The 20985-nt window shown below is 67.8% G+C and carries 20 protein-coding genes; 9 read left to right on the top strand and 11 right to left on the bottom strand.

What is annotated here, in order from left to right:
- Positions 1 to 12: 12 nt before the first annotated feature.
- Positions 13 to 762 carry a hypothetical protein gene (locus VV02_RS02480; RefSeq protein WP_052589566.1) on the bottom strand — a complete coding sequence of 250 codons (750 nt, stop codon included), beginning with the start codon at positions 760 to 762 and terminating at the stop codon, positions 13 to 15.
- Between the two features lie 228 nt (positions 763 to 990).
- On the opposite strand from VV02_RS02480, the gene VV02_RS02475 reads away from it, so the two are divergent.
- Positions 991 to 1932, top strand: a complete 942-nt coding sequence (locus VV02_RS02475) for an SMP-30/gluconolactonase/LRE family protein (protein ID WP_052589565.1) — start codon at positions 991 to 993, stop codon at positions 1930 to 1932.
- Here the strand turns inward: VV02_RS02475 and VV02_RS02470 are convergent.
- Positions 1910 to 2893: an ArsR/SmtB family transcription factor gene (locus tag VV02_RS02470; RefSeq protein WP_052589564.1), complete on the bottom strand. Its 984-nt coding sequence runs from the start codon at positions 2891 to 2893 to the stop codon at positions 1910 to 1912. The two genes, VV02_RS02475 and VV02_RS02470, sit on opposite strands and share 23 nt — an antisense overlap.
- Before the next feature lie 12 nt (positions 2894 to 2905).
- Positions 2906 to 4324, bottom strand: coding sequence for a CCA tRNA nucleotidyltransferase (locus VV02_RS02465; RefSeq protein WP_157063581.1), 1419 nt, complete (start codon positions 4322 to 4324; stop codon positions 2906 to 2908).
- A gap of 143 nt (positions 4325 to 4467) precedes the next feature.
- Between VV02_RS02465 and VV02_RS02460 the strand changes: the two genes are divergently transcribed.
- The 8 genes from VV02_RS02460 to trxA all read left to right on the top strand — a co-directional run bounded on the left by VV02_RS02460 (position 4468) and on the right by trxA (position 14420).
- Positions 4468 to 4950, top strand: a complete 483-nt coding sequence (locus tag VV02_RS02460; protein WP_052589563.1) for an NUDIX hydrolase — start codon at positions 4468 to 4470, stop codon at positions 4948 to 4950.
- Between the two features lie 7 nt (positions 4951 to 4957).
- Complete coding sequence (locus tag VV02_RS02455) at positions 4958 to 7366, top strand: DUF6049 family protein (RefSeq protein WP_052589562.1); 2409 nt, start codon at positions 4958 to 4960, stop codon at positions 7364 to 7366.
- Positions 7359 to 9389, top strand: coding sequence for a murein biosynthesis integral membrane protein MurJ (murJ, locus tag VV02_RS02450; protein ID WP_052589561.1), 2031 nt, complete (start codon positions 7359 to 7361; stop codon positions 9387 to 9389). Before VV02_RS02455 ends, murJ begins: the two co-directional genes overlap by 8 nt.
- A 130-nt stretch (positions 9390 to 9519) precedes the next feature.
- Positions 9520 to 11289, top strand: a complete 1770-nt coding sequence (locus VV02_RS02445) for a protein kinase family protein (RefSeq protein ID WP_052589560.1) — start codon at positions 9520 to 9522, stop codon at positions 11287 to 11289.
- On the top strand, positions 11286 to 11852 hold the full coding sequence (gene sigM / locus VV02_RS02440; RefSeq protein ID WP_052589559.1) for an RNA polymerase sigma factor SigM: 567 nt from the start codon (positions 11286 to 11288) through the stop codon (positions 11850 to 11852). The genes VV02_RS02445 and sigM overlap by 4 nt, the downstream gene beginning before the upstream one ends.
- Before the next feature lie 408 nt (positions 11853 to 12260).
- Positions 12261 to 12905 (top strand): hypothetical protein, encoded by a 645-nt coding sequence (locus VV02_RS02435; protein ID WP_157063236.1) that lies wholly within the window; start codon positions 12261 to 12263, stop codon positions 12903 to 12905.
- Positions 12906 to 13070: 165 nt separating this feature from the next.
- Positions 13071 to 14072 carry a thioredoxin-disulfide reductase gene (trxB, locus tag VV02_RS02430; RefSeq protein ID WP_052589557.1) on the top strand — a complete coding sequence of 334 codons (1002 nt, stop codon included), beginning with the start codon at positions 13071 to 13073 and terminating at the stop codon, positions 14070 to 14072.
- Positions 14073 to 14093: 21 nt separating this feature from the next.
- Positions 14094 to 14420, top strand: coding sequence for a thioredoxin (gene trxA, locus VV02_RS02425; RefSeq protein ID WP_052589556.1), 327 nt, complete (start codon positions 14094 to 14096; stop codon positions 14418 to 14420).
- 177 nt (positions 14421 to 14597) lie between these two features.
- On the opposite strand, the gene VV02_RS02420 is transcribed toward trxA, so the two are convergent.
- The 8 genes from VV02_RS02420 to rpmH all read right to left on the bottom strand — a co-directional run bounded on the left by VV02_RS02420 (position 14598) and on the right by rpmH (position 20644).
- Positions 14598 to 15704 (bottom strand): ParB/RepB/Spo0J family partition protein, encoded by a 1107-nt coding sequence (locus tag VV02_RS02420; RefSeq protein WP_052589555.1) that lies wholly within the window; start codon positions 15702 to 15704, stop codon positions 14598 to 14600.
- Between the two features lie 244 nt (positions 15705 to 15948).
- The gene (locus VV02_RS02415) at positions 15949 to 16845 is read right to left on the bottom strand and encodes a ParA family protein (RefSeq protein ID WP_052596452.1); all 897 of its coding nucleotides are present in this window, start codon (positions 16843 to 16845) and stop codon (positions 15949 to 15951) included.
- Between the two features lie 387 nt (positions 16846 to 17232).
- Positions 17233 to 17988, bottom strand: coding sequence for a 16S rRNA (guanine(527)-N(7))-methyltransferase RsmG (rsmG, locus tag VV02_RS02410; protein ID WP_052589554.1), 756 nt, complete (start codon positions 17986 to 17988; stop codon positions 17233 to 17235).
- Positions 17989 to 17997: 9 nt separating this feature from the next.
- Entirely contained in the window at positions 17998 to 18705 is a 708-nt protein-coding gene (locus VV02_RS02405) for a Jag family protein (protein WP_052589553.1), read from the bottom strand.
- Positions 18706 to 18768: 63 nt separating this feature from the next.
- The gene (gene yidC / locus VV02_RS02400; protein ID WP_052589552.1) at positions 18769 to 19779 is read right to left on the bottom strand and encodes a membrane protein insertase YidC; all 1011 of its coding nucleotides are present in this window, start codon (positions 19777 to 19779) and stop codon (positions 18769 to 18771) included.
- An 8-nt stretch (positions 19780 to 19787) separates the two neighbouring features.
- Complete coding sequence (gene yidD, locus VV02_RS02395) at positions 19788 to 20069, bottom strand: membrane protein insertion efficiency factor YidD (protein WP_425412248.1); 282 nt, start codon at positions 20067 to 20069, stop codon at positions 19788 to 19790.
- Entirely contained in the window at positions 20066 to 20470 is a 405-nt protein-coding gene (gene rnpA / locus VV02_RS02390; RefSeq protein WP_245632977.1) for a ribonuclease P protein component, read from the bottom strand. Before rnpA ends, yidD begins: the two co-directional genes overlap by 4 nt.
- A 36-nt stretch (positions 20471 to 20506) precedes the next feature.
- Positions 20507 to 20644 (bottom strand): 50S ribosomal protein L34, encoded by a 138-nt coding sequence (gene rpmH, locus VV02_RS02385; protein ID WP_052596446.1) that lies wholly within the window; start codon positions 20642 to 20644, stop codon positions 20507 to 20509.
- Between the last annotated feature and the right edge of the window lie 341 nt (positions 20645 to 20985).

Raw genomic sequence — 20985 nt, 5'->3', positions numbered from 1 at the left:
CGGGGGCTTGGTTCAGAGCTGCGCCCAGCCCCAGCGGTGCAGATTCGGGACGTAGATGAGGGTCCAGCCGCCCTGGTGGGTACCGCTCGGGCGGATCTGCCAGGTGCTCGACACGTTGCCGATGACGAGCGCGCCGCGGCGGTCGCGCAACGTGATGTTGTGCCCGGCTTTGACTTTCTTGGACGGCACGGCGCCGTGGGACGGTCGCCAGACCACGGGGGTCCACCCCGAGCTGTTCTGGCTGCGTGCGGACATCAGCCGCTGCGGGCGCGCCTTACCGGCGGCGATCGCTGGCGTCTTGTGAGACTTCCAGTGCCCGGACTCGTAGCGGTAGTAGGTGGCGGCCGACTGGCCGGTGCTCGTGCCGATGCAGCTGGAATCGACGAATCCCCACCAGGGGAAACCCTTTCCGTGTCCGCGGATATCGGAGACCAGCGCCGTCGTCTTAGTCACGTTGTAGCGCCAGATGATGCGGTCGCCACCCGCGATCCAGGACGTGCCCTTCGCCGGGTAGTTGGGGTAGATCCGGCACGGCTTCGACATCGTGTAGGTGACGAGCATGATCTTGGAGTGACCGCACGTCTGACCCTGGTGCGGATGCTTGATGTGCGCACACGCGGCGGGTGCGGCGAGCGCAGCAGTTCGGCTGGTCCTCTCGTGACCAGCCGCATTGACGACCGCCGAGGTCCCCAGGAGGAGGGCGCCCCCGGCGATGACAGCGCCGGTCGATCGAGCCAGCGCGGTTGCTCGTAGGACTGACATGTTCGCTCCGGTCTCGGTTCGGTGACGGGGTGATGACACTCGCGTGGAGTGGCGTCCATATCGTCGGTCCGTCACAGCGCCCGAGACCACGCACAGGCACCCGGACAACGCACTTGTCCGGGTGGGCGGTGGCCCGTCACAGGTCGGTCACGGCGTTCGGCCCAGGCCGAACGCTGGGCTGCTGACCGCTCGACCTTCACGGTGGGCACACCCACGAAAGGGGTCACCATGAACTCGGTCCGCAGCACCCTCGTCGGTCTGACGACGCTGACACTCACCGTTGCCGGCACGTCGAGCGCCACCGCCAACCCGACACCGCACCCGACGTCGTACACCGTCTCCACCACTCCCGGAGAGCACCTCGAAGGGATCGAGGTCACGCACGACGGCACGATCTACGTCACCAGCGTGGCGACCGGCGCGATCTACCGCGGCAGCACCCGATCATCGCAGCTGAGGCCGTGGTCGCCCGCGGGCGCCGGCGGTCGTACGTCAGCCACTGGAGTCCACGTCGACCGGTGGGGTCGGGTCCTCGTCGCCGGCGCCTCGACCGGCACGTTCTTCGTCTACGACCGCACCGGCCGTCTCCTGCAGACGCGCCACGTCCCCCTGGCGGGCGACTCGTTCCTGAACGACTTCGCCTTCACCCACGACGCGGTCTACATCACCGACTCAGCGTCAGGCACGGTCTACCGGGCTTCGCTGTCCGCCAGTGGCGTCGGTCCGCTGGTACCCGTCGTACGGGCCGACGACTTCACGCCAAAAGCGAGCTTTATCAATGGGATTGCCGTCACGCCCGACCAGCAGCACCTGATCGTCAGCGACTGGGGAGTCGATGTCACCCACCGGGTCGACCTCAGTACGCACCACGTGAGTCCGGTGCGCATCGCAGGTGGCGAGGCGCTCGGCGCGGATGGTCTGCTCCTGCGGGGCCACACGGCGTACGCGGTGCAGACCGACTGGACGCGTGAACGTACGTGGGTGCGGACCGTGCGGTTCGACGCGACCTTCACCACGGCGAAGGTCGTCAACGACTCGCCTGAGGTCGGCTTCGATCAGAGCCCGACGACGATCGCGCGTGACCGAGGACGGTTGCTGTGGGTCAACAGTCAGCTGAACGCAGCAGTGTCCAGGCCGCCGTTCACCGTTAGCGAGGTGCCGGCGTCATGACCGGCTCGAGCCCGGCCGCCGTCAGCAGGCCGTCGCCCAACGTCGTCCGCTCGTAGAACACCTGCCGCCCGTGGCGCCACGACTGCATCAGACCGGCATCGGAGAGGGCGGTGAGGTGTTCGCTGACGGTGGCCTTGGCGCAGCCGATCGAGGCCGCGAGATCGGTCGTGGTCACGGGCAGGTCGGCATCCGCCAGCACGCGCGCACGAGTTGACCCGAGCAGGCGGTCCAGCCCGGCTGGCCGCTCCACGTTTCGCTCCCACAGCTGGCCCGCGCCGCGCGCAGGGTAGGAGATGACGGGGACCTCGCATCCGAACTGCACCATGAGGCCGGGCCACCGGAAGACCGAGGGCACCAGCCAGATCCCTTGTGCTGTATCGATATTCACGTTAGGGCTGCAGGTGATCCGGATCGACTCGTCTTCCCAGGCGAGCCGTTCGTGCAGTCCGTCGATCGTCACGCCCAGCCCATCGGTCGCGGTCAGCAGTGATCGGTGTGCGATGTCCGCCTGTCCAATCGCATCGAGCCGCTTCCACAAAGGCGCCAAGACAGCTTCCCAGTAGCGGACCAGCGCTGCGCCGACAGCGACGACCAGCTCGTCTGCGTCCATTGCGGCTGCCACCGAGTCGGGTTGTGCGATCCGCAGGTCCTCGAGATCGGCTTCCGCACGAGCCGGGTCCACCGACGCGATGCTGCGTAGGTGCTCGAGCGGCTCTCGACCGGGTCGTGGCTGCGGGACCGGGGTGACGAAGTCAGGCAGCCACTCCGGGTCGCCACAGACCTCAGTCAGGAGCTGGATGTCCTCCGGGCGAGCATGGAGCCGCAGATCCGCGAGCCTGCGGTGCATCGCTCGGCTCGCCGGGCGGCGCAGCGCCGCCACGCTCGCAACGGTCTCCCAGATCGGATCAGTGACGAACCGCGCCTTGCCGAGGCTTGTCCCCCCGACCGTCAGCTCGATCATGTCCCGCTCCGGTCAGCGGTCGCGTGACTCGGGCTGCTCGGCCCACCAGCGCAACAGCTCATGACGAGCGCCGTCCTCACCGATCGGCCCCTGGTCGAGACGGACCGCCAGCAGGAACTTGTAGGCGCGGCCGAGCACCGGGCTCGGTTTGATACCAAGGGTTTCGGCGATCTGGTTGCCGTCGAGCTCCGGGCGTACGGCAGCAAGCTCCTCGTCCTCCTGGATCTTGGCGATCCGGACCTCGAGGTCGTCGTACGTGCGCGAAAGGCGTTCGGCCTTACGGCGATTGCGGGTCGTGCAGTCCGAGCGGGTCAGCAGGTGCAGGCGGGAGAGCAGCGGACCCGAGTCGGTGACATAGCGGCGTACGGCTGAGTCGGTCCACTCGCCGCCGCCGTAACCGTGGAAGCGCAGGTGCAGCTCGACCAGGCGCGACACGGCCTTGACGGTGTCCTTGTCAAAACGCAGCGCGCGCAACCGGTTTCGGGTCATCTTCGCGCCCACCACCTCGTGGTGGTGGAACGAGACTCCCCCGCCGGCCTCGAACCTGCGGGTCGGCGGCTTGCCGATGTCGTGCAGCAGAGCAGCCAGGCGCAGCACCAGGTCCGGCCCTGAGACAGGCTCGACCGCGCCGAGGCCGCGGACGGTGCGCGGCCCCTCGAGCTCGATCGCCTGCTCGAGAACAATCAGTGAGTGCTCGTAGACGTCCTTGTGCCGGTGGTGCTCGTCGACCTCGAGCCGCAGCGCCGGCAGCTCGGGCAACATCTGGTCGGCCAAGCCGGTGTCGACCAGCAGCGTGAGTCCGGCCCGGGGTGACGGCGACAGCAGGAGCTTGGTCAGCTCGTCCCGGACGCGCTCGGCGGAGACGATCGCCAGCCGGTCGGACATCTCCGTCATCGCCGTGCGTGTTGGATCGTCGACCGTGAAGCCCAGCTGCGAGGAGAACCTCGCGGCCCGCATCATCCGCAATGGATCGTCCGAGAACGACACCTCGGGCGTCGACGGTGTACGCAGTCGCCGAGCGGCGAGGTCGACGAGACCGCCGTGCGGGTCTTCGAAGGACAGGTCGGGCAGCCGCAACGCCATCGCGTTGACCGTGAAGTCGCGGCGGATCAGGTCGTCGTGCAACGAGGTGCCGAACGCCACGATCGGCTTGCGGGACTCAGGTTCGTACGCGTCCGCCCGGTAGGTCGTGACCTCGACCACGGTGGCGCCACGACGCGTACCGATCGTGCCGAACGTCCGCCCCATGTCCCAGGTCGCGTCGCCCCACTGCTTGAGCAGCTTCTCGGTCTGCTCCGGTGACGCCGACGTGGTCAGGTCGATATCGGGTGACGTGCGACCCAGGAACGCGTCGCGTACGGGCCCGCCCACCAGGGCCAGCTCGTGTCCTTCGCTCGTGAACAGGTCACCGAGCTCGGTCAGCAACGGCATCTCAGGTGCGAGGTGTGCCACGGCACGCTCCAGCAGCGGGGCAAGCGATGGCGACGACACCGGACCAGGGTAGAACCTGTGAAGGTCCGGTCCGACCACACTGGCCAGGGGTCAAACCCACCGGTTGTCGTTACAGTGACTCAATGAGCCTCTACCCGCCCCGACGCCGCACGACGCGGCGGCTGACGGCGGTCGAGGAGAGATCAGCGGGAGGTGTGGTGATCGACGTACGCGGCGGCGCGGCGTACATCGCTCTCATCGCGCGACTCAATCGTGCAGGACGACTCGAGTGGTGCCTGCCCAAGGGCCACGTCGAGCCCGGCGAGACGCTGGTCGAGACAGCCGTACGCGAGGTCGCTGAGGAGACCGGCATCATCGGACGCGCGCTCATCACCCTGGGCACCATCGACTACTGGTTCAGCACACCGAGCCACCGCATCCACAAGATGGTCCACCACTATCTCCTCGAGGCACTCGGCGGCGAGATCGGCGTCGAGGGAGATCCCGACCACGAAGCTATCGACGCGCGCTGGTTCCGGCTGGAGAAGGTGCACGAGCAGCTGACGTTCCCCAACGAGCGCCGCATCGCCCAGATGGCCTGGATGCGCCTCGCCGGCACCGCCTGAGCTCATCGTGTCGTTCCGACGTGCCTCGGCGCACGGCCCTTCCGCTCGCCCGCAGCACCACAGTCCTGTACGCCGATCCCTCGTCCTCGGTCAGGCGCTGGTGGCGCTCCTGCTGGTTCTCGTACCCGCGGCGGCAGCACTTCCGGCAGGTGGCAGTCCCGCTTCCGGCCGCCCCGTGGCCGCCGACCGCAACAGCACCGCCACCCTGTCGCTGACCTCGGTGACCCCAGGCGTCCTCAAGGCCGGCAGCTCGGCGACCATCACGGGCACGATCGGCAACACGGGCACGGCCATGATCGTCCACCCGGTGGTGCACGTCTCGGTCCTCAACGACCCCCTCGACACCCGTGACCGGGTCGATGAGTGGGGCAGCAACGCGCAGCGGTTCGATGACCCCAAGGTCGTCGCGACCGTGGCGCTCCCGCAGGCGCTTGCTCCCAGGGAGTTCGTGGCGTTCACCGTGACCGTGCCGGCTGCCAAGCTGCCCTACCGCTACAACCTGGCGTCGTTGCCGACCACGTTGACCGTCACCGAGGGTCAGGCCATCACCGAGGCCAGCACCCGGGCTTCGGTGCGTACCTACCTGGAGTGGGTCGGCAACCCCGTCGCCACGCCCATCCAGGTCGGCTGGGTCGTGCCACTCACGCTGCCCGCCGACCCGGCACTCTTCGGTCCGTCCGGCCAGCGCCGCACCGACGCGTGGCGCCGGGCCATCGGGCCGGACTCACCGATCGATCAGACGATCAAGGCGCTCGACGGGCAGCCGGTGACCTGGCTGGTCGACCCCAGCATGCTCGAGCCGCCCGGGGCCACGGACGACAACGTGCCGGTGCCGCCCGCTCCGAGTCCGTCGCCCACCTCGACCCCGAGCCCGACATCGAGCACTCCATCCACCCCGCCGCCGGCCACCAGCGGCACGGGCTCCGGCTCACCCAGCACGACGGGCTCCTCGACCGCGAGGCCGACCGGGACCGAGGGCACGACACCGCCGTCCACCTCGAGCAGCACCACCGCGAGCCCCACGGACGAGCCGACCGAGGACGCCCAGCCCCAACCCGTCACCGTGACGAGCCTGTCGACCGAGCTGCGCAACCGCCTGGCCCAGCTCGCTCCGACCCAGCCGGTCTGGTTCCTTCCGTACGCCGACCCGGACGTCTCGGCCCTGTCCACGGCCGGCGGCACGTCCGCGATGCAGCAGCAGCTCGACCGGCCGCTGTCTCCCGAGCTGCGCGCGATCGGCACGACCGTGCCGCTGTGGCCGGCCGCCGAGGTCACATCCACGAGCCTGTCCGGGCTCCTCAAGACGTGGCGTACGACGACCGGTGCCGTCCCGCCCGTCCTGCTGAGCAGCCGTCAGCTCACCGGTGAGCCACACCGCGCCACCGAGAACGTCGGGCAGCGCCTCCGTGATGGCACACCCGTCCTCGCCTACGACGAACCGTTGTCCGACACCGCGACCACGACTGGCGGCGACTCCGGCATCCGAACCCAGCGCTTCCTCGCCGAGACGCTGGCGACCTATCAGCAGCAGCCCAGTCGGAGTCGCTCCTTGCTGATGCTCGCGCCGCGCACGGGTCAGGCGACACCCGCACAGCTCGAGCAGCTCGTCAGCAGCAGTCGGCGCGTGCCCTGGCTGCGGCCGGTCTCGGCCAACGGCCTACTCACACAGGCCCGTTCGGCGGAACGAAGCGCCTCCATTGCCGCAAAGCCTGGCAACCCCAAGGCGAGTCTAGGACCGTCGCCCCTGACCGCCGCGGGCGTGGATCAACTGCGCCGCAACCGCAACCTGGCCACCGACATCGGCACGATCCTGACTGACTCGCAGGACATCTCCAGTGGCTGGGATCGCGCACTCGATGAGGTCGGCTCGACGCGATGGCGCGGCAACGCGACGGCGTACAGCAAGGTCGTGACCGGGACGACCACCGGTCTCGACTCGATCAGCCGCCAGGTCGCCGTACGCCGCTCGACCATCAACTTCTTCGCCAGCTCCGGGACGCTCAGCGTGACGGTGGTCAACAACCTGGACCGCCCGGTGCACGATGTCCAGCTCTACCTGCGGGCCCGCAAGCCGCAGCTGAAGATCAAGACGCAGCCGCGGCCGATCTCCTTGCAGGCCGGCGGCCGCGTGACGATCCGGGTCCCGGTGACCGGCCTCGCCGCCGGACAGGTCCCGGTCGACGCCGTTCTCCAGACTCCGACCGGGACCCCTCTGGGGCTGCAGGACGGCAAGGTCGTCCAGCTCAAGGTCAACGTGCGTCCGACAGCGACCTGGCTCTTCTGGGTGCTGGGTATCGTGGCGGGCCTGGTGTTCGTCGTCGGCTTGTTCCGTAGCCTGCGGCGAGGACCACGCGCACAGACCGCCATGCCGCTGCCGGACGACGTTCCGGAGCCACACGAGGGGGACGATGACTGACCGGCCCGGTCAGGACGGCACGGGTCAGCGACCGAGCCTGGGCGAGATGTACGCCGAGGAGGTCAGCCGACCGAGCGTCATCCCCGACCTCCTGGGCACCATCGGTGACCAGTACTCCTCGTGGATCTTCGAGGACGACGCCGAGCGCGAGCGCAACCCCTGGGACGGGGTCGCGACCACGTTCGAGGAGCTGCACGACGACCCCACGACCTTCCTGCCCTCCCGCAAGGCGCTCCGCGAGGTCAAGGACAGCTACACCAAGCCGGACACCGCGCTGCCGCCCGACCAGCGCGAGCACAGCATCCCGATCCCGATCCCGCGTGGCCCCGACGGTGTCGCAGCTCCTCCGGGGACGCCGATCGGCGAGCGGTCGACGGACGGCCAGCCGACCGTACGTCCGGAGATCGAGCGGCCACGGCCCACCGCAGCCGCCAGCCTGGGACGCGCCAGCGCCCTGATGGCCTCGGGCACGCTCGTCTCGCGCGTGCTCGGCATGCTGCGGGCGTCGTTGCAGGTCGCCGCGATCAGCACGGGGCTGTCGGCGAACATCTGGAGCACCGCGAACACCCTGCCCAACATCATCTATCTGCTGCTCGCCGGCGGTGTCATCAACGCCGTGCTCGTCCCGCAGATCACGAAGTCGCTCAAGCACGCAGACGGTGGCAAGGCGTACACCGACCGCCTCCTCACGTTGGCGATGAGCCTCCTGATCATCGTCACGGTGGTCTTCGTCGTCTGTGCCCCGCTGATCTATCACCTGTACGACCATCAGGCCTCCGGCGACCGCCTCGAGCTCGGTACGACCTTCGCGCTGATCTGCCTGCCCCAGATCCTCTTCTACGGGATCTACGCCCTCTTCGGTCAGGTACTGAACGCCCGGGGTCAGTTCGGCTGGTTCATGTGGTCCCCGGCGCTGGCCAACGTCATCGCCATCGCCGGTCTGGTCGCATTCCTGGTGACCGTGCCCAACTACGGCGACGATGGTCCGCCCGTCGGCGTGTGGGACACCAAGATGATCTGGCTGCTGGCCGGGTCCGCCACGATCGGCATCATGGTCCAGGCGCTCTGCCTGGTGATCCCCCTCTGGCGTGGTGGCTACCGCTACACGCCTGACTTCAAGTGGCGCGGCGTCGGCCTGGGATCGGCATCCAAGGTCGCGCTCTGGGCGTTCGCCGCCGTCATCCTGCAACAGCTTGGCCTGCTGCTCACCACCAACGTGCTCAACACCCAGCCCAATGGTGAGCCGGGCAAGGCCGCCCAGGAGCCGGCGTTCCTGTTGTTCATGCTCCCCCACTCGCTGGTCACGGTCAGCCTGGTGACCGCCCTGTTCACCGCGATGGCCCGAGCCGCCAACGTGCGCAACCACGCTCTCGTACGCCGCGACCTGCGTCACGGCCTGCGTCTCACGGCCGTCGCAACGGTGCCGTGCACGGTGGGAGCCTTCATCCTCGGCTTCCCCTTGGTCGGCGCGCTCTTCGGCAGCGGCAAGGAGTGGGCCATCGGGTCGTTCATGGTCGCGATGATGCTGGGCCTGGCGCCGTTCGGTCTGTGCGTCCTCGTCCAGCGCGTGTTCTACGCCTACGAGGACGCCAAGACCCCGTTCAAGATGCAGCTGGTCTGCACCGCGATTGCCGCAGTCATCACCCTGGGTTGCCTGTTCCTGCCGAACAAGTACATGGGCGTCGGCATCGGTCTGTCGCTGACCATCAGCAACCTGGTCCAGGGCGTCATCGGCTTCCGCTGGCTGCAGGGCAAGGTCGGCCGGATCATGATCCAGGACGTCGTGCAGACCTATGTACGCCTGTTCGTCGCGGCCCTGATCGCCGGCGTGGTGACGCTCCCGCTCGTCCTTGGTGTCGAACTGGTGAGCTCGGGACGGATCGGCGCCATCGCCGCGCTCGTGCTCGGCGGCTCGCTCTTCCTGGTCATCTACGTCTTCTTCGGGCGCCGTTTCCACGTCCGTGAGATCGAAGACCTGGTCGCGCCCGTCACCCGGCGCGTCGGCCGATTGGCACGCCGCTGACCACACGAGGGGTGAGTGGTCTGTTCTCTCACCTAGGATGGCGCGGACGGACAAGTGACCCGGCGTCCCACCTGCGACGCTCTAGGCGCCTGTCCGCACCCACGTGGGCATCAGACGACGAGGAGCATGTGTGGAGGGCATCAGCCGCGGCGTGACGCTGGGGGGCCGGTACGAGCTGAGCCGGGCGCTCTCCAGCCGTGACGACGTCGAGCAGTGGATCGCCACCGACTCCACGCTCGGCCGCGAGGTCACCATCACCTGCTTCGCGGCTGACCACCCGCATGCCGCTGCCGCGCTCGACTCGGCCCGGCGCATCGCCGGAGTCGAGGACCATCGGCTCGTTCGCGTCCTCGACGTCGGCACCGACGAGCACGTCTCGTTCGTGGTCGAGGAAGCCGTCCATCACGCCACGTCCGTCGCAGCCCTGCTGCGCGAGGACCGTCTGCCTGCCGAGGAAGTCCGCCGCATCATCGGCGAAGCCGCCTCGGGCCTGGAGACAGCACGAGCGCGCGGTCTGCACCATCTGATCCTCACTCCGCATCACGTGCTTCGTGCCCGCGACGGCTCGGTGCAGGTCTCCGGTGTCGCCATCGGCGCCGCCCTCGCGGGGCGCGATGACGACCCGTCCGCCGGCGCCTCCCGTGACGATGTCGTCGCGTTGGTCTCCGTTGCGTACGCCGGCCTCACCGGCGAGTGGCCCGGCTCCGATGAGGTGCCTGGCGTACCGAGTGCCGAGCGTCGCGCCGATGGCCAGGTCACGTCACCTGCCGAGGTCGTGACCGGCGTACCCGGAGACCTCGACACCCTGTGCCGCACGACGCTCAACGACGATGAAGGGCCGCTCACTCCGGGTGAGCTCGCCCGCCAGCTGTCACCGTGGTCCTCCGAGCAGGTCTACGGCGCCGGCGGCCGCGAGCCGGGCGCCCCTGGAGCCCCCGCAGCAGGGCCCTCCGGCAATGGTGTCCGTCCTGCTTCGGGCTCGCGACCCGGCCTGTCCGGCATCAAGGCCGGCACTGCCGCGGGAGGCGCAGCGGTGGGTGCCGCCGCCGTGCGAGGCCCGTCGGCGCGTGCCACGCGTACGACCGAGGACGATCCGACGATGGTGCGGACCTTCCAGGAGGACGACGCGACCATGATCGGTCGCCGTCCGGAGTTCGACGAGGACGCCACGACGACCTACCGCCCTGGCCCGCTCCCCGCGCGGATCGACGAGGACGACGACTACGAAGAGCTCGAGCCCCCGATCCCGCTGCTCAACACCGGTCGCGAGGAGCCTGATCGCGACAGCAGCCGTCTCGCGCTCGGGATCGTGGCCGGGGTCGTCGTGATCGCTCTGGTACTGGCCTTCTTCGGACTCCGCAGCATCTTCAGCGGTGGTGACGACTCCAACAACCCGGCTGGACCGACCCTGCAGTCCGGCACGACGAGTGCCTCCCAGCCCGGCTCCTCCTCCGGACGCCCCGCGAGTGGCCCGATCGCCGTCCAGTCGATCAGCAGCTTCGACCCCGAGGGCCGTGGCAACGAGAAGGACGAGCTCGCCCGGCTGGCGATCGACGGCAACCCGGACACCCGGTGGCGCAGCTACATCTACAAGAACGAGACGTTCGGCGGCATCAAGTCCGGTGCCGGACTGATACTCAACCTCGGTTCCGCCAAGGACGTCCGGAGCGTTCAGGTCTCCATCTCCGGAGAGACCACCGACATCACGGTCTATGTCAGCGACGAAAAGCGTCTGAGCGGCGCCAAGGAGCTCGGCAAGATCAGCGGCACGGGTGATCAGACGGCGACTGCCTCCCAGCCGGTCAAAGGCCAGTACGTGATCGTGTGGATCACCAAGCTCTCCCAGGAGCAACGACGCGCCTTCCGCGACCAGATCGCCGAGATCAAGGTGTCCTCATGACACACCTCGACCCGCTGGCCGAGCGCACGGACCGCGACCTGCTCGCCCAGCACTGCGCCGGCGACCCGGATGCCTTCGGTGAGCTGTTCCGCCGCCACAAGGACCGCATGTGGGCCGTGGCGCTGCGGACCTGCCGTGATCCCGAGCTGGCGGCCGATGCCGTCCAGGACGGCTTCATCTCCGCGTTCCGACGCGCCGAGTCTTTCCGTGGCGACTCCCAGGTCACCACCTGGTTGCACCGCATCATCGTCAATGCCTGCCTCGACCGCCTGCGTCGGATCAAGCCGACCAGCGAGCTCCCCGAGTACGAGATGGCCGACCGGCACGACCACCACAGCTCGGTGGATGTCCGGCTGGACATCCAGGAGGCCCTGGCCAAGATCCCCGAGGGTCAACGGATGGCACTCACCCTCGTCGACATGCACGGCATCAGCGTCGCCGAGGCGGCTCAGGTGCTCGAGGTCGCCGAAGGCACCATCAAGTCCCGATGTGCGCGTGGTCGTACGGCCCTGGCGGAGCTGCTGCGCGACAAACGCGGTGACGGCTATCCGCTGCCGCGCTGAGGCCACAGGAGCACCCGGGATGACGCGTACTGAGGCTTGCGTACGACGTGCCGAGATTCAGTGGCCACGATGGGGAACCACGCGGCGTACAGCGGCGTCGCAACACCGATTGATGTTGGCCCACCTCCGTGCAAACCCCACATCCTCAGGTGTAGAAGTTTCTGCAACTGGGACGGAACCCCCACTCGACATCCGTCGTCCTACTCATGTCCTGGCCTGGATCCATCGTGCCTTCCACGCACGTGCGACCCGGTGCCAGACGTCGAGAGCCGCCGCTCTCGTCGACGGTTGAATCGGAGGTTGCCAGTGAATGCACCACAGAACCCCGGAGGTCCCTCGTCGCATGATGACGAGCAGGACCCCACCGGTGTGCGTGCTCTGCTCTCCTCGTTGCCGGACCCCGGACCCATGCCTGACGACGTCATGGCACGGATCCAGTCCGCACTGACGCAGGAGCAAGAGTCCCGCGCCGGCACGTCCGAGAACGTCACTCCCCTGATCGGTCGGCCCGCGCCGGCCGTTGACGGGGCCAGCGTCGTCCCGACCACGACTACTCGTGGTCGCCGACGCTGGCTCGCTCCGGTCGCCGGACTCGGCGCCGCGGCCGCGATCGCCATCGGTGCGGTCGGTGCCACGCAGCTCATGGGCAATGACGACACACCTGTCGGTGCCGTGCCGACGTCGTCCAACCCAGGCGTTGCACCCTCCGACGACAAGGTCAGCATCCAGAACACCGGCACCGAGTACACCGCCGCTGGGCTGTCGACCCAGGCGACGTCCCTCAAGACTCAGACCGGGATGATCGACCCGACCCGAGCCGAGGCCATCGGTCTTGGTCCGGTCGCGACGAGCACCGGCCTGCTGGACTGCCTGAAGGGCCTCGGTCCTCAGCTCGTCACGGCGGACAAGATCGCTGCGGACTTCGGCCAGTACGAGGGCCAGCCGGCCGTCGTGGTCGTCATCACCGACAAGGGCAAGAGCAACGCCTGGGTGTTCTCGCGCCAGTGCTCGCAGGGTGACGGCAAGATCGCCGGACCGACTCAGGTCACCTGACGTTCTCGCCAGCTGTACGCCGGTCGCGCACTCGCGTGACCGGCGTACTTCTGTCTTCGGCCCAGCCCGTGGCCCCGGCGGGACAGGGAGGGAATGGGCACCGCTTACGATTCGTTGAGGGCAGTACGCCCGCCTACAGACCTTTCAGACCCCGGAGGACGACTCGTGACCACAGCCACCGACGAGGTGCGCAACCTGATCATCATCGGTTCTGGTCCCGCGGGTTATACCGCCGCGGTCTATGCCGCGCGAGCCAACCTTGAGCCGCTGGTCTTCGAGGGCTCGGTGACCGCCGGCGGTGCACTGATGAACACCACGGATGTGGAGAACTTCCCCGGCTTCGCCGACGGCATCATGGGCCCGGACCTGATGGAGCAGATGCGCGCCCAGGCCGAGCGTTTCGGCGCCGAGCTGATCCGCGACGACGTGGAGTCAGTCGACCTGACGGGCCAGATCAAGACGGTCACCGACGGCGCCGGTACGACCCACCGGGCTCGCGCGGTCATCCTCGCCATGGGCTCGGCCTACCGCGAGCTCGGTCTGCCCGACGAGCAGCGCCTCTCCGGGCACGGCGTCTCCTGGTGTGCCACCTGCGATGGTGCGTTCTTCCGCGACCAGGACATTGCGGTCGTGGGTGGCGGTGACTCGGCCGTGGAGGAAGCCACCTTCCTGACCCGGTTCGCCAAGTCGGTCACGATGATCCACCGTCGTGACGAGCTGCGTGCTTCCAAGATCATGGCCGAGCGGGCGCAGACCAACGACAAGATCGAGTTCGCCTGGAACAGCGAGGTTTCCGCGATCCGCGGTGACGCCAAGGTCTCGGGCGTGACGCTGCGCGACACGGTGACCGGTGAGCAGCGCGAGCTGCCCGCGACGGGCGTGTTCGTGGCGATCGGGCACCTGCCGCGCAACGAGCTCATCACCGGCCAGGTCGAGCTGGACGACGAGGGCTACGTCCTGGTCGAGGGTCGTTCGACGCGCACCAACCTCGAGGGAGTCTTCGCGTGCGGAGACCTCGTCGACCACACCTACCGTCAGGCCATCACCGCCGCCGGCTCCGGCTGTGCTGCCAGCCTGGACGCCGAGCGTTTCCTCGCCACACTGGACCCCGCGTCCGAGCGTGAGCGTGGAGGCGCCGCCGAAGAGCCCGTTCCTGCCACCATCTGACCAACCCGAGAAAGGACCCCCATGGGTGCTACTAAGTCGACAACTGACGCGACCTTCGAGGCCGACGTCCTGAAGAACCCCAAGCCGGTCCTGGTGGACTTCTGGGCCGAGTGGTGCGGACCCTGCCGCGCCGTTGCGCCGATCCTCGAGGAGATCGCGGCGGAGCACGCCGACAAGATCGAGGTCATCAAGCTCAACACGGACGAGAACCCGGCCACGTCGGCGAAGTACGGCATCACGGGTATCCCGACGATGAACGTCTACGTCAACGGCGAGGTCGTCAAGACCCTGGTCGGCGCGCTGCCGAAGCCGAAGCTGGTGCGTGAGCTGGACCAGTTCATCGCCTGAGCGATCGTCTGACTGCCTCACGGCAACACGAAGGCCCCAACCTGATTCAGGTTGGGGCCTTCGTCATGCTTGTCAACGAAAGTGATTGGTACGTCTAGCGATTCGAGCGTTCGAGCGCGGAACCTGTCGCTGCGGGCTGACGGCCACAGCGACTCGCCAGGGCAACGCCTCTCGACATCACGGCCGCTGAAGACCGAGCTGCTCGACGATGCGGTCGAGGTCGTCCACGGAGGCGAACTCGACGGTCAGCTTGCCCTTGCGCTTGCCGAGCGCGATCGCGACACGCGTGTCCAGCCGGTCCGACAGCTTGGCGGCCAGGTCCTCAAGGTGCGGGTGGCGGGCGCCCATTCGAGGTGTCGACCGGCGAGGCTTCTCCTGGTCCCCACCGAGCGAGACGATCTCCTCGACGGTTCGCACCGAAAGGCCCTCAGCCACAATGCGCTGGGCGAGGCGCTCCATGGCCGCTGCGTCCGGAAGACCCAGCAATGCGCGCGCATGGCCAGCGGACAAGACGCCGGCGGCAACGCGGCGCTGGACCAGCGGCGGCAGCTTCATCAGACGCAAGGTGTTGGAGATCTGCGGCCGTGATCGGCCGATACGCCCTGCGAGCTGGTCGTGCGTGCAGCCGAAGTCCTCGAGCAGCTGCTGGTATGCGGCGGCCTCCTCGAGCGGGTTCAGCTGCGCTCGGTGCAGGTTCTCCAGGAGGGCGTCGCGCAGCAGATCATCATCCGTAGTGCTCCGGATGATGGCCGGCACGGTGGCCTTCCCAGCCCCCTTGCTGGCGCGCCACCGACGCTCTCCCATGATCAGCTCGTACGCACGGCCCTCGTCGTCCGCCTCGCGATCCGTGGCCGGCACCGGGCGTACGACGATCGGCTGCAGCACGCCGATCTCGGCGATGCTGTGGATGAGCTCGGCCATGTCGTCCTCATCGAAGACCTGCCGCGGCTGCTTCGGGTTCGGGCGAATGTCATCGACATCGATCTCAGCAAACTCGGCGCCGGGAACTGGGGCGAGGCCGCGCTGTTCGGACTCATCCTGAGCTGCTGCTGAAGGGGTGCTGCTCTCTTGCGCATCCGACGATGGATCGCTCTCGTCCGACGTGCTCGGACGAGCGGCATCGATCACGGCGGTGCTGGTAGCACCTGTAGAGGCGTCGTCTCCCGTGGAACCTTCGCCCACGCGCTCATTGAAGAAGACGTCACTGGGTCGCGCGGCTCCCGCAGGAGCACTCGGGATGAGCGCCCCTAGGCCGCGTCCGAGTCCCCGCCGTTTGTCGCTCACGCTTCCTCCAAGTCCTGTCGTGGAGCCATCCACGACGTCATACGTTGTGGGCGCTACCGCGCCCTGGTCAAGGTTACTTGCCGTGCAGACTGCTCTCGGGGAGGGCCTGCCGGATCGGCCCGTCCGTCCTCGTTCACAGACGTCGAGCGCTCGCTCTCCCGCTCAGAAGACCGACCTGCGTCAGCAAGTTGGGGACTCCCAGGACGTTCGTTTCCCGTGAAACATTCAGTCCTCGGTAGAGCGCTCAAGCGCCCAAGGAAGCGCCCCGCACCGCGAGCTCGGTCGCCGACTCTGCGTAGGAGAGCGCGCCGCTGCTCGCCGGGTCATACGTCATCACGGTCAGCCCGTGGCTCGGCGCCTCCGAGATGCGCACTGAGCGCGGCACTGTCGTCTTCAGGACCTGATCGGGGAAGTGCGTGCGAACCTCATCGGCGACCTGCGCAGACAGACGTGTACGGCCGTCGTACATGGTCAGCAAGATGGTGGTGATCTGCAGCGCCGGGTTCAAGTGCGCCTTGATCAGCTCGATGTTGGTGAGCAGCTGACTGAGCCCCTCCAGCGCGTAGTACTCGCACTGGATCGGGATGAAGACCTCCTGGGCGGCGACGAACGCGTTGACCGTCAGCAGACCAAGACTCGGCGGGCAGTCGATCAGCACGTAGTCGTACGTCCGCTCTCCGAGCTCCTTGAGATGAGCGGACAGGGCGCGGTTCAGGCGCTGCTCTCGTGCGACGAGGGAGACCAGCTCGATCTCCGCACCGGCCAGGTGGATCGTCGCTGGAGCACACCACAGTCCAGGGATGTCTGGGCACTCCTGGACGACCTCGCCCAACGGCTTGCCTTCGACCACCACGTCGTAGACCGACTCGACCTCGGCGTGGTGCTCGATCCCGAGTGCCGTGCTCGCATTGCCCTGCGGATCGATGTCGATCACGAGCACGCGTAGGCCGGCCTGCGCGAGGGCGGCGGCCACGTTGACGGTGGTCGTCGTCTTGCCGACCCCGCCCTTCTGGTTGGCCACGGTCATGACGCGTGTGTGCGCAGGCTTGGGAATCTCCGTCTGAGCGATGGCTTGCCGGCGACGTGCGTGCTCCTCCAGGGCGCGGGCGATCGGCGTCTCGTCGGAGCCCTCAAGGTCGATGGGTGCGCTGCTCGACGCGACGTTCGGAGCCTTTGGCCGCGTCGCCCTGGTAGCCACGATGCCCGCCGGGACGTCGGAGCTCGCGGCCGACCTTTCGTTGGTTTCACGGGAAACATGCGGCGCTGGGACCGCCGGTGCTGGCACAGGCGATGCCGGCGCGGTCGCGTGCCGCTCCTGGGCTCCGCCCTCCGGCGCGCTGGTCGCCGACCCGTTCGATGTGTCGCTGCTGCCAGTACTTCCCACCATGTGTGACTCCTCGTCAGCCAGTCGGAGCCAACCGACAGGTGCTGGTGATGCTTCGGCCTCGTGGCCCTGCCAACCCACCGGGGTCGTCGTCATTGTCTGCACCTACCGGCTCCGTTCAATCAGTCTTGCGTCGTCAACGACTCACAGCTGAGAGCTCCGTCGTTGTGCTCGCTTGGCGCGCTTCTTCTCGGCGCTGAGAGCTGGTCCGGAACCCACCGGCGTCCGAAGTCGTGGGGAGGTGCCGTCCACCCGGAGAGCCACGACGGTGGTCGGTGGATCGACCAAGCCTTCACCGTAGGTGGCGATGGCCGTCTCCGCGACCCGCAAGCGACGGAGAATGTCGGCGTCCTCGGTGACCTCCACCTGAGCGCGCTCCCCCTTGAGGGCAACCATCCTGCCTTGGGGGCGAAGCAGAGGCAGCGACAGACGTGCCAGCTCGCCCAGCCGGGCGACGGCGCGAGACGTCACAGCATCCACCGACAAGTCGTCCCACAGCTGTTCCGCCTTGCCTCGCCGAACGACCACGTTCGACAGGCCAATGTCTCGCGCCACATGCTCCAACCAGCGCGTCCGCCGTTCGAGGGGCTCCACCAGCGTCACCCGTAGGTCCGGGCGCGTGAGCGCGAGCACCATTCCCGGAAGCCCTGCGCCGGCCCCGACGTCCGCGACCGACGAGTCCTCGTCAAAGGCCGGATGGATGACCGCGCAGTTCAAGATGTGGCGGTCCCACAGCCGAGGGACCTCGCGTGGCCCGATCAGACCGTGGGAGACACCTGTACTGGCGAGGTGTGCGACGTACGCCTCAGCGAGCTCCAGCTGTGAGCCGAAGATCGCCGACGCACCAGACGGAGCCGGTGGCGGGGCCTGATCTGGCCCACGCGCGTCGTCCGGTTCCACGTGAAACGCTCAGCTCGCAGGCAGTACGACGACGTAGCGGCGCGGCTCTGCGCCCTCGGACTCCGAGGACAGACCTGCCGCGAGTACAGCGTCGTGCACCACCTTGCGCTCGAAGGCAGTCATGGGCTCGAGGGGCGCGCTCTCACCGGTCGTACGAACAGTCTCGACGACCGCCTCCGCCTGCTTCACCAGCTCGGCGCGACGATCAGCCCGGTAGCCGGCCACATCGAGCATCAGCCGGCTGCGATCGCCCGTCTCAGCCTGAACCGCCAGGCGCGTCAGCTCCTGCAGAGCATCCAGCACCTTGCCACCGTCGCCCACCAGGCGGCGAGGCACGCGGCCTTCGTCGCTGTCCACGATGGAAACCGCAGCGCGGTCTCCATCGATGTCGACATCGATGTCGCCATCGAGGTCGGCGATGTCGAGCAAGGTCTCCAGGAAGTCAGCGGCAACCTCGCCTTCGCGCTCCAACAGTGACTCGTCGCCGGACTCCTCATCGTCCTCGTCACCGTCATCGTCAGGCTCGCCGTCGCTGTCCGCCTGCGCATCCGCGCTGATCTCGTCGTCCTGCTCGTCGCGATCCTCGGCATCTGCGTCGGGCGCTACCTGCTCGATGCTCGCGATCGCATCCGAGGTCTCAGGCGTCGAGAGCCCGTCAGTCAACTCGTCAGCATCTGCGGCGACGTCGTGGGTGGGGGTGCTCTGGTCTTCAGTCATGGGGTTACTCCAGGAATCTCACACAGCAGGGTCAGGGGGGCGCGGGGCGCGAACTCAGCTCGCTCAGCGTTTGCGCTTGGGCGTGTTGCGCTTGGGCTGGACGCGCTGACCGCTGCCCTTGCCCGCTTCGACGCCAGACGCTGTGGCCCGACCTGGCGCGGCCACCGGCTTGTCGTCATCCGGCTCGTCATCGTCCTTCGATGAGGACAGGCCAGGGACCGTGAGCTTCTTGGTCTCCTTGCCCTTGGCGCGGTTGCGCTCCTCGAGGGCCTTCTCGGCCGCCGATCCGGGTGCTGGCATCCGGCGGATGACGTAGAACTGCTGACCCATCGACCACAGGTTGGTGACCAACCAGTAGATGAGCACGCCGATCGGGAAGTTCGGGCCGGTGATGAAGAAGATCAGCGGCATCAAGTACATGATGTATTTCTGCTGCTTGGCCATCGGGTTGTCCAAGGCGGCCTGCGGCATGTTCTTGGTCATCAGCTGGCGCTGCGTGGTGAACGTCGTAGCCGACATCAGGACGATCAGCACCATCGTGACGATCTTCGCCGAGAGGCCATCTGAGTTCAGGAACGTCGAGGACAACTGCGCGCCGAAGAGGGTCGAGCTCTCGGCCTGCTCGGCCAGGTTGCGGGTCAGCGGCCCAAGCGCTTCCTTCTCACCGTCGGCCATCTTGGGCAGACCGTGCAGCACGCGGAACAGCGCGAAGAAGAACGGGCTCTGCAGCAGGATCGGGAGGCAGGAGCCGAACGGGTTGGTGCCCGTCCGCTTGTAGAGCTCCATCGTCTCCTCGGTCATCTTCTGCCGAGACTCAGGGTCCTTCTTACCCTTGTACTTCTTCTGGATCTTCTGCATCTCCGGCTGGATGAGCTGCAACCGGCGCGACGACTTGATCTGCTTGACGAACAGCGGGATCAGCAGGATGCGCAGCACGATGACGAGTCCGACGATGGACAGGGCCCACGTCACACCGTTGTCGGAGGGCAGCCCCACGAAGGTGAACGCCTTGTGGAAGCCGACCATGATGGTCGCGACGAACCACTCGAGGGGGAAAAGGATGGTGTCGATCATTGAGATCCTCAGTGCGGGTGTGGCATGTGGGTGTCGCGATGCGGAACGTGGTCCACACCGCCGGGGTTCCAGGGGTTACAGCGCAGCAAGCGCCGGGCGGCCAGCCACGTGCCCTTGAACGGCCCGTAGCGCCGTAGCGCGGTCAGGGCGTAGGCAGAGCAGCTGGGGATGAAACGGCAGGACGGCGGAGTCAGCGGGGAGATGAAGCGCTGATAGAGCCGTACCAGCCAGACGAGTGGCAGCGCCGCGACGCTCGCCCGTTCGTGCGCAGTCGGTGCCGGGATGCTCACGACAGCCTCTTCAGCACGGAGCGCAGCAAGCGGTCCAGCTCGCCGCCCAGGTCGGCGGTGGTCGCGCCGGCACTGGCCGGCTGAGCGCGTACGACGAGGTCGACGTCCGTCGGCACCGCACCGAGACGCTCGCGAACCAGGTGCCGCAGGACGCGCTTGGTGCGGTTGCGCACGACCGAGCCCCCGACTGCCTTGGATACGACAAAACCGACACGCGGGAGCGGGTGCTCACCGGTGCCGGCTTTGTCGTTGAACGAGTCTGGGTGGCGAGCCGCGTGGACGACCAGCAGGTGGCCCCCGGCGCGAGCGGCGGAGAGCCGAGCGGAGTCGGTCCGACCACGCAGCACGGCGCGATAGTCAGTGGCCGTGCGCAGGCGATGTGCTGAGGGCAGCACAGTCATCCCTAGGTCAGCCACGACCGCGCGACCGGCGCGCGCTCAGGCCGACAGGCGAGCGCGGCCCTTGGTGCGGCGTGACGCCAGCACCGCACGGCCCGCGCGGGTACGCATGCGCAGACGGAAGCCGTGCTTCTTGGCACGACGACGGTTGTTGGGCTGGAAGGTGCGCTTGCTCACGGCGGTCTCCGGTCGGTCTACAGGCAGGGCCTGCGCTGTGGTCAGGATGACGCCCGCGATGGAGCGCCCGGTTGCGGCCAAGTCACGGCCGCTGTCGGAAGCCCACAGTCCACGGTTGACGCCACCGGTGAGGTGTCGACAGCAGTGCGCTCAGTGAGCATGCGAAAACGGCCATGACAGGCACGGTCGCCACCACGATACGGGCGTGGTGGAAGGCGGGTCAAACTGAGTACGTCCGCCCGAACCGCACCATTGAACGCGCGCCTACCGGACGTGGCCAGACGACACGCCGTGCATCGGCCGTTGAAAACCAAAAGATGGCCGTCACGGTGTTGCCCAGC

Origin of the sequence: Luteipulveratus mongoliensis (genome assembly GCF_001190945.1) — a bacterium.
In the GTDB taxonomy this organism is placed as follows: domain Bacteria; phylum Actinomycetota; class Actinomycetes; order Actinomycetales; family Dermatophilaceae; genus Luteipulveratus; species Luteipulveratus mongoliensis.
Note: the sequence above shows the minus strand (reverse complement) of the source record. Positions and strands in the feature narration are given on the sequence as shown.

Excerpts from the sequence above, each read along its gene's own strand:
- VV02_RS02460 (WP_052589563.1), top strand. The coding sequence starts at position 4,468 with ATGAGCCTCTACCCGCCCCGACGCCGCACGACGCGGCGGCTGACGGCG.
- yidC (WP_052589552.1), bottom strand. The coding sequence starts at position 19,779 with ATGATCGACACCATCCTTTTCCCCCTCGAGTGGTTCGTCGCGACCATC.
- VV02_RS02465 (WP_157063581.1), bottom strand. The coding sequence starts at position 4,324 with ATGCCGTTGCTGACCGAGCTCGGTGACCTGTTCACGAGCGAAGGACAC.
- VV02_RS02470 (WP_052589564.1), bottom strand. The coding sequence starts at position 2,893 with ATGATCGAGCTGACGGTCGGGGGGACAAGCCTCGGCAAGGCGCGGTTC.
- VV02_RS02405 (WP_052589553.1), bottom strand. The coding sequence starts at position 18,705 with ATGACTGAAGACCAGAGCACCCCCACCCACGACGTCGCCGCAGATGCT.
- trxA (WP_052589556.1), top strand. The coding sequence starts at position 14,094 with ATGGGTGCTACTAAGTCGACAACTGACGCGACCTTCGAGGCCGACGTC.
- VV02_RS02475 (WP_052589565.1), top strand. The coding sequence starts at position 991 with ATGAACTCGGTCCGCAGCACCCTCGTCGGTCTGACGACGCTGACACTC.
- sigM (WP_052589559.1), top strand. The coding sequence starts at position 11,286 with ATGACACACCTCGACCCGCTGGCCGAGCGCACGGACCGCGACCTGCTC.
- murJ (WP_052589561.1), top strand. The coding sequence starts at position 7,359 with ATGACTGACCGGCCCGGTCAGGACGGCACGGGTCAGCGACCGAGCCTG.
- rnpA (WP_245632977.1), bottom strand. The coding sequence starts at position 20,470 with ATGACTGTGCTGCCCTCAGCACATCGCCTGCGCACGGCCACTGACTAT.
- VV02_RS02480 (WP_052589566.1), bottom strand. The coding sequence starts at position 762 with ATGTCAGTCCTACGAGCAACCGCGCTGGCTCGATCGACCGGCGCTGTC.
- VV02_RS02435 (WP_157063236.1), top strand. The coding sequence starts at position 12,261 with ATGCCTGACGACGTCATGGCACGGATCCAGTCCGCACTGACGCAGGAG.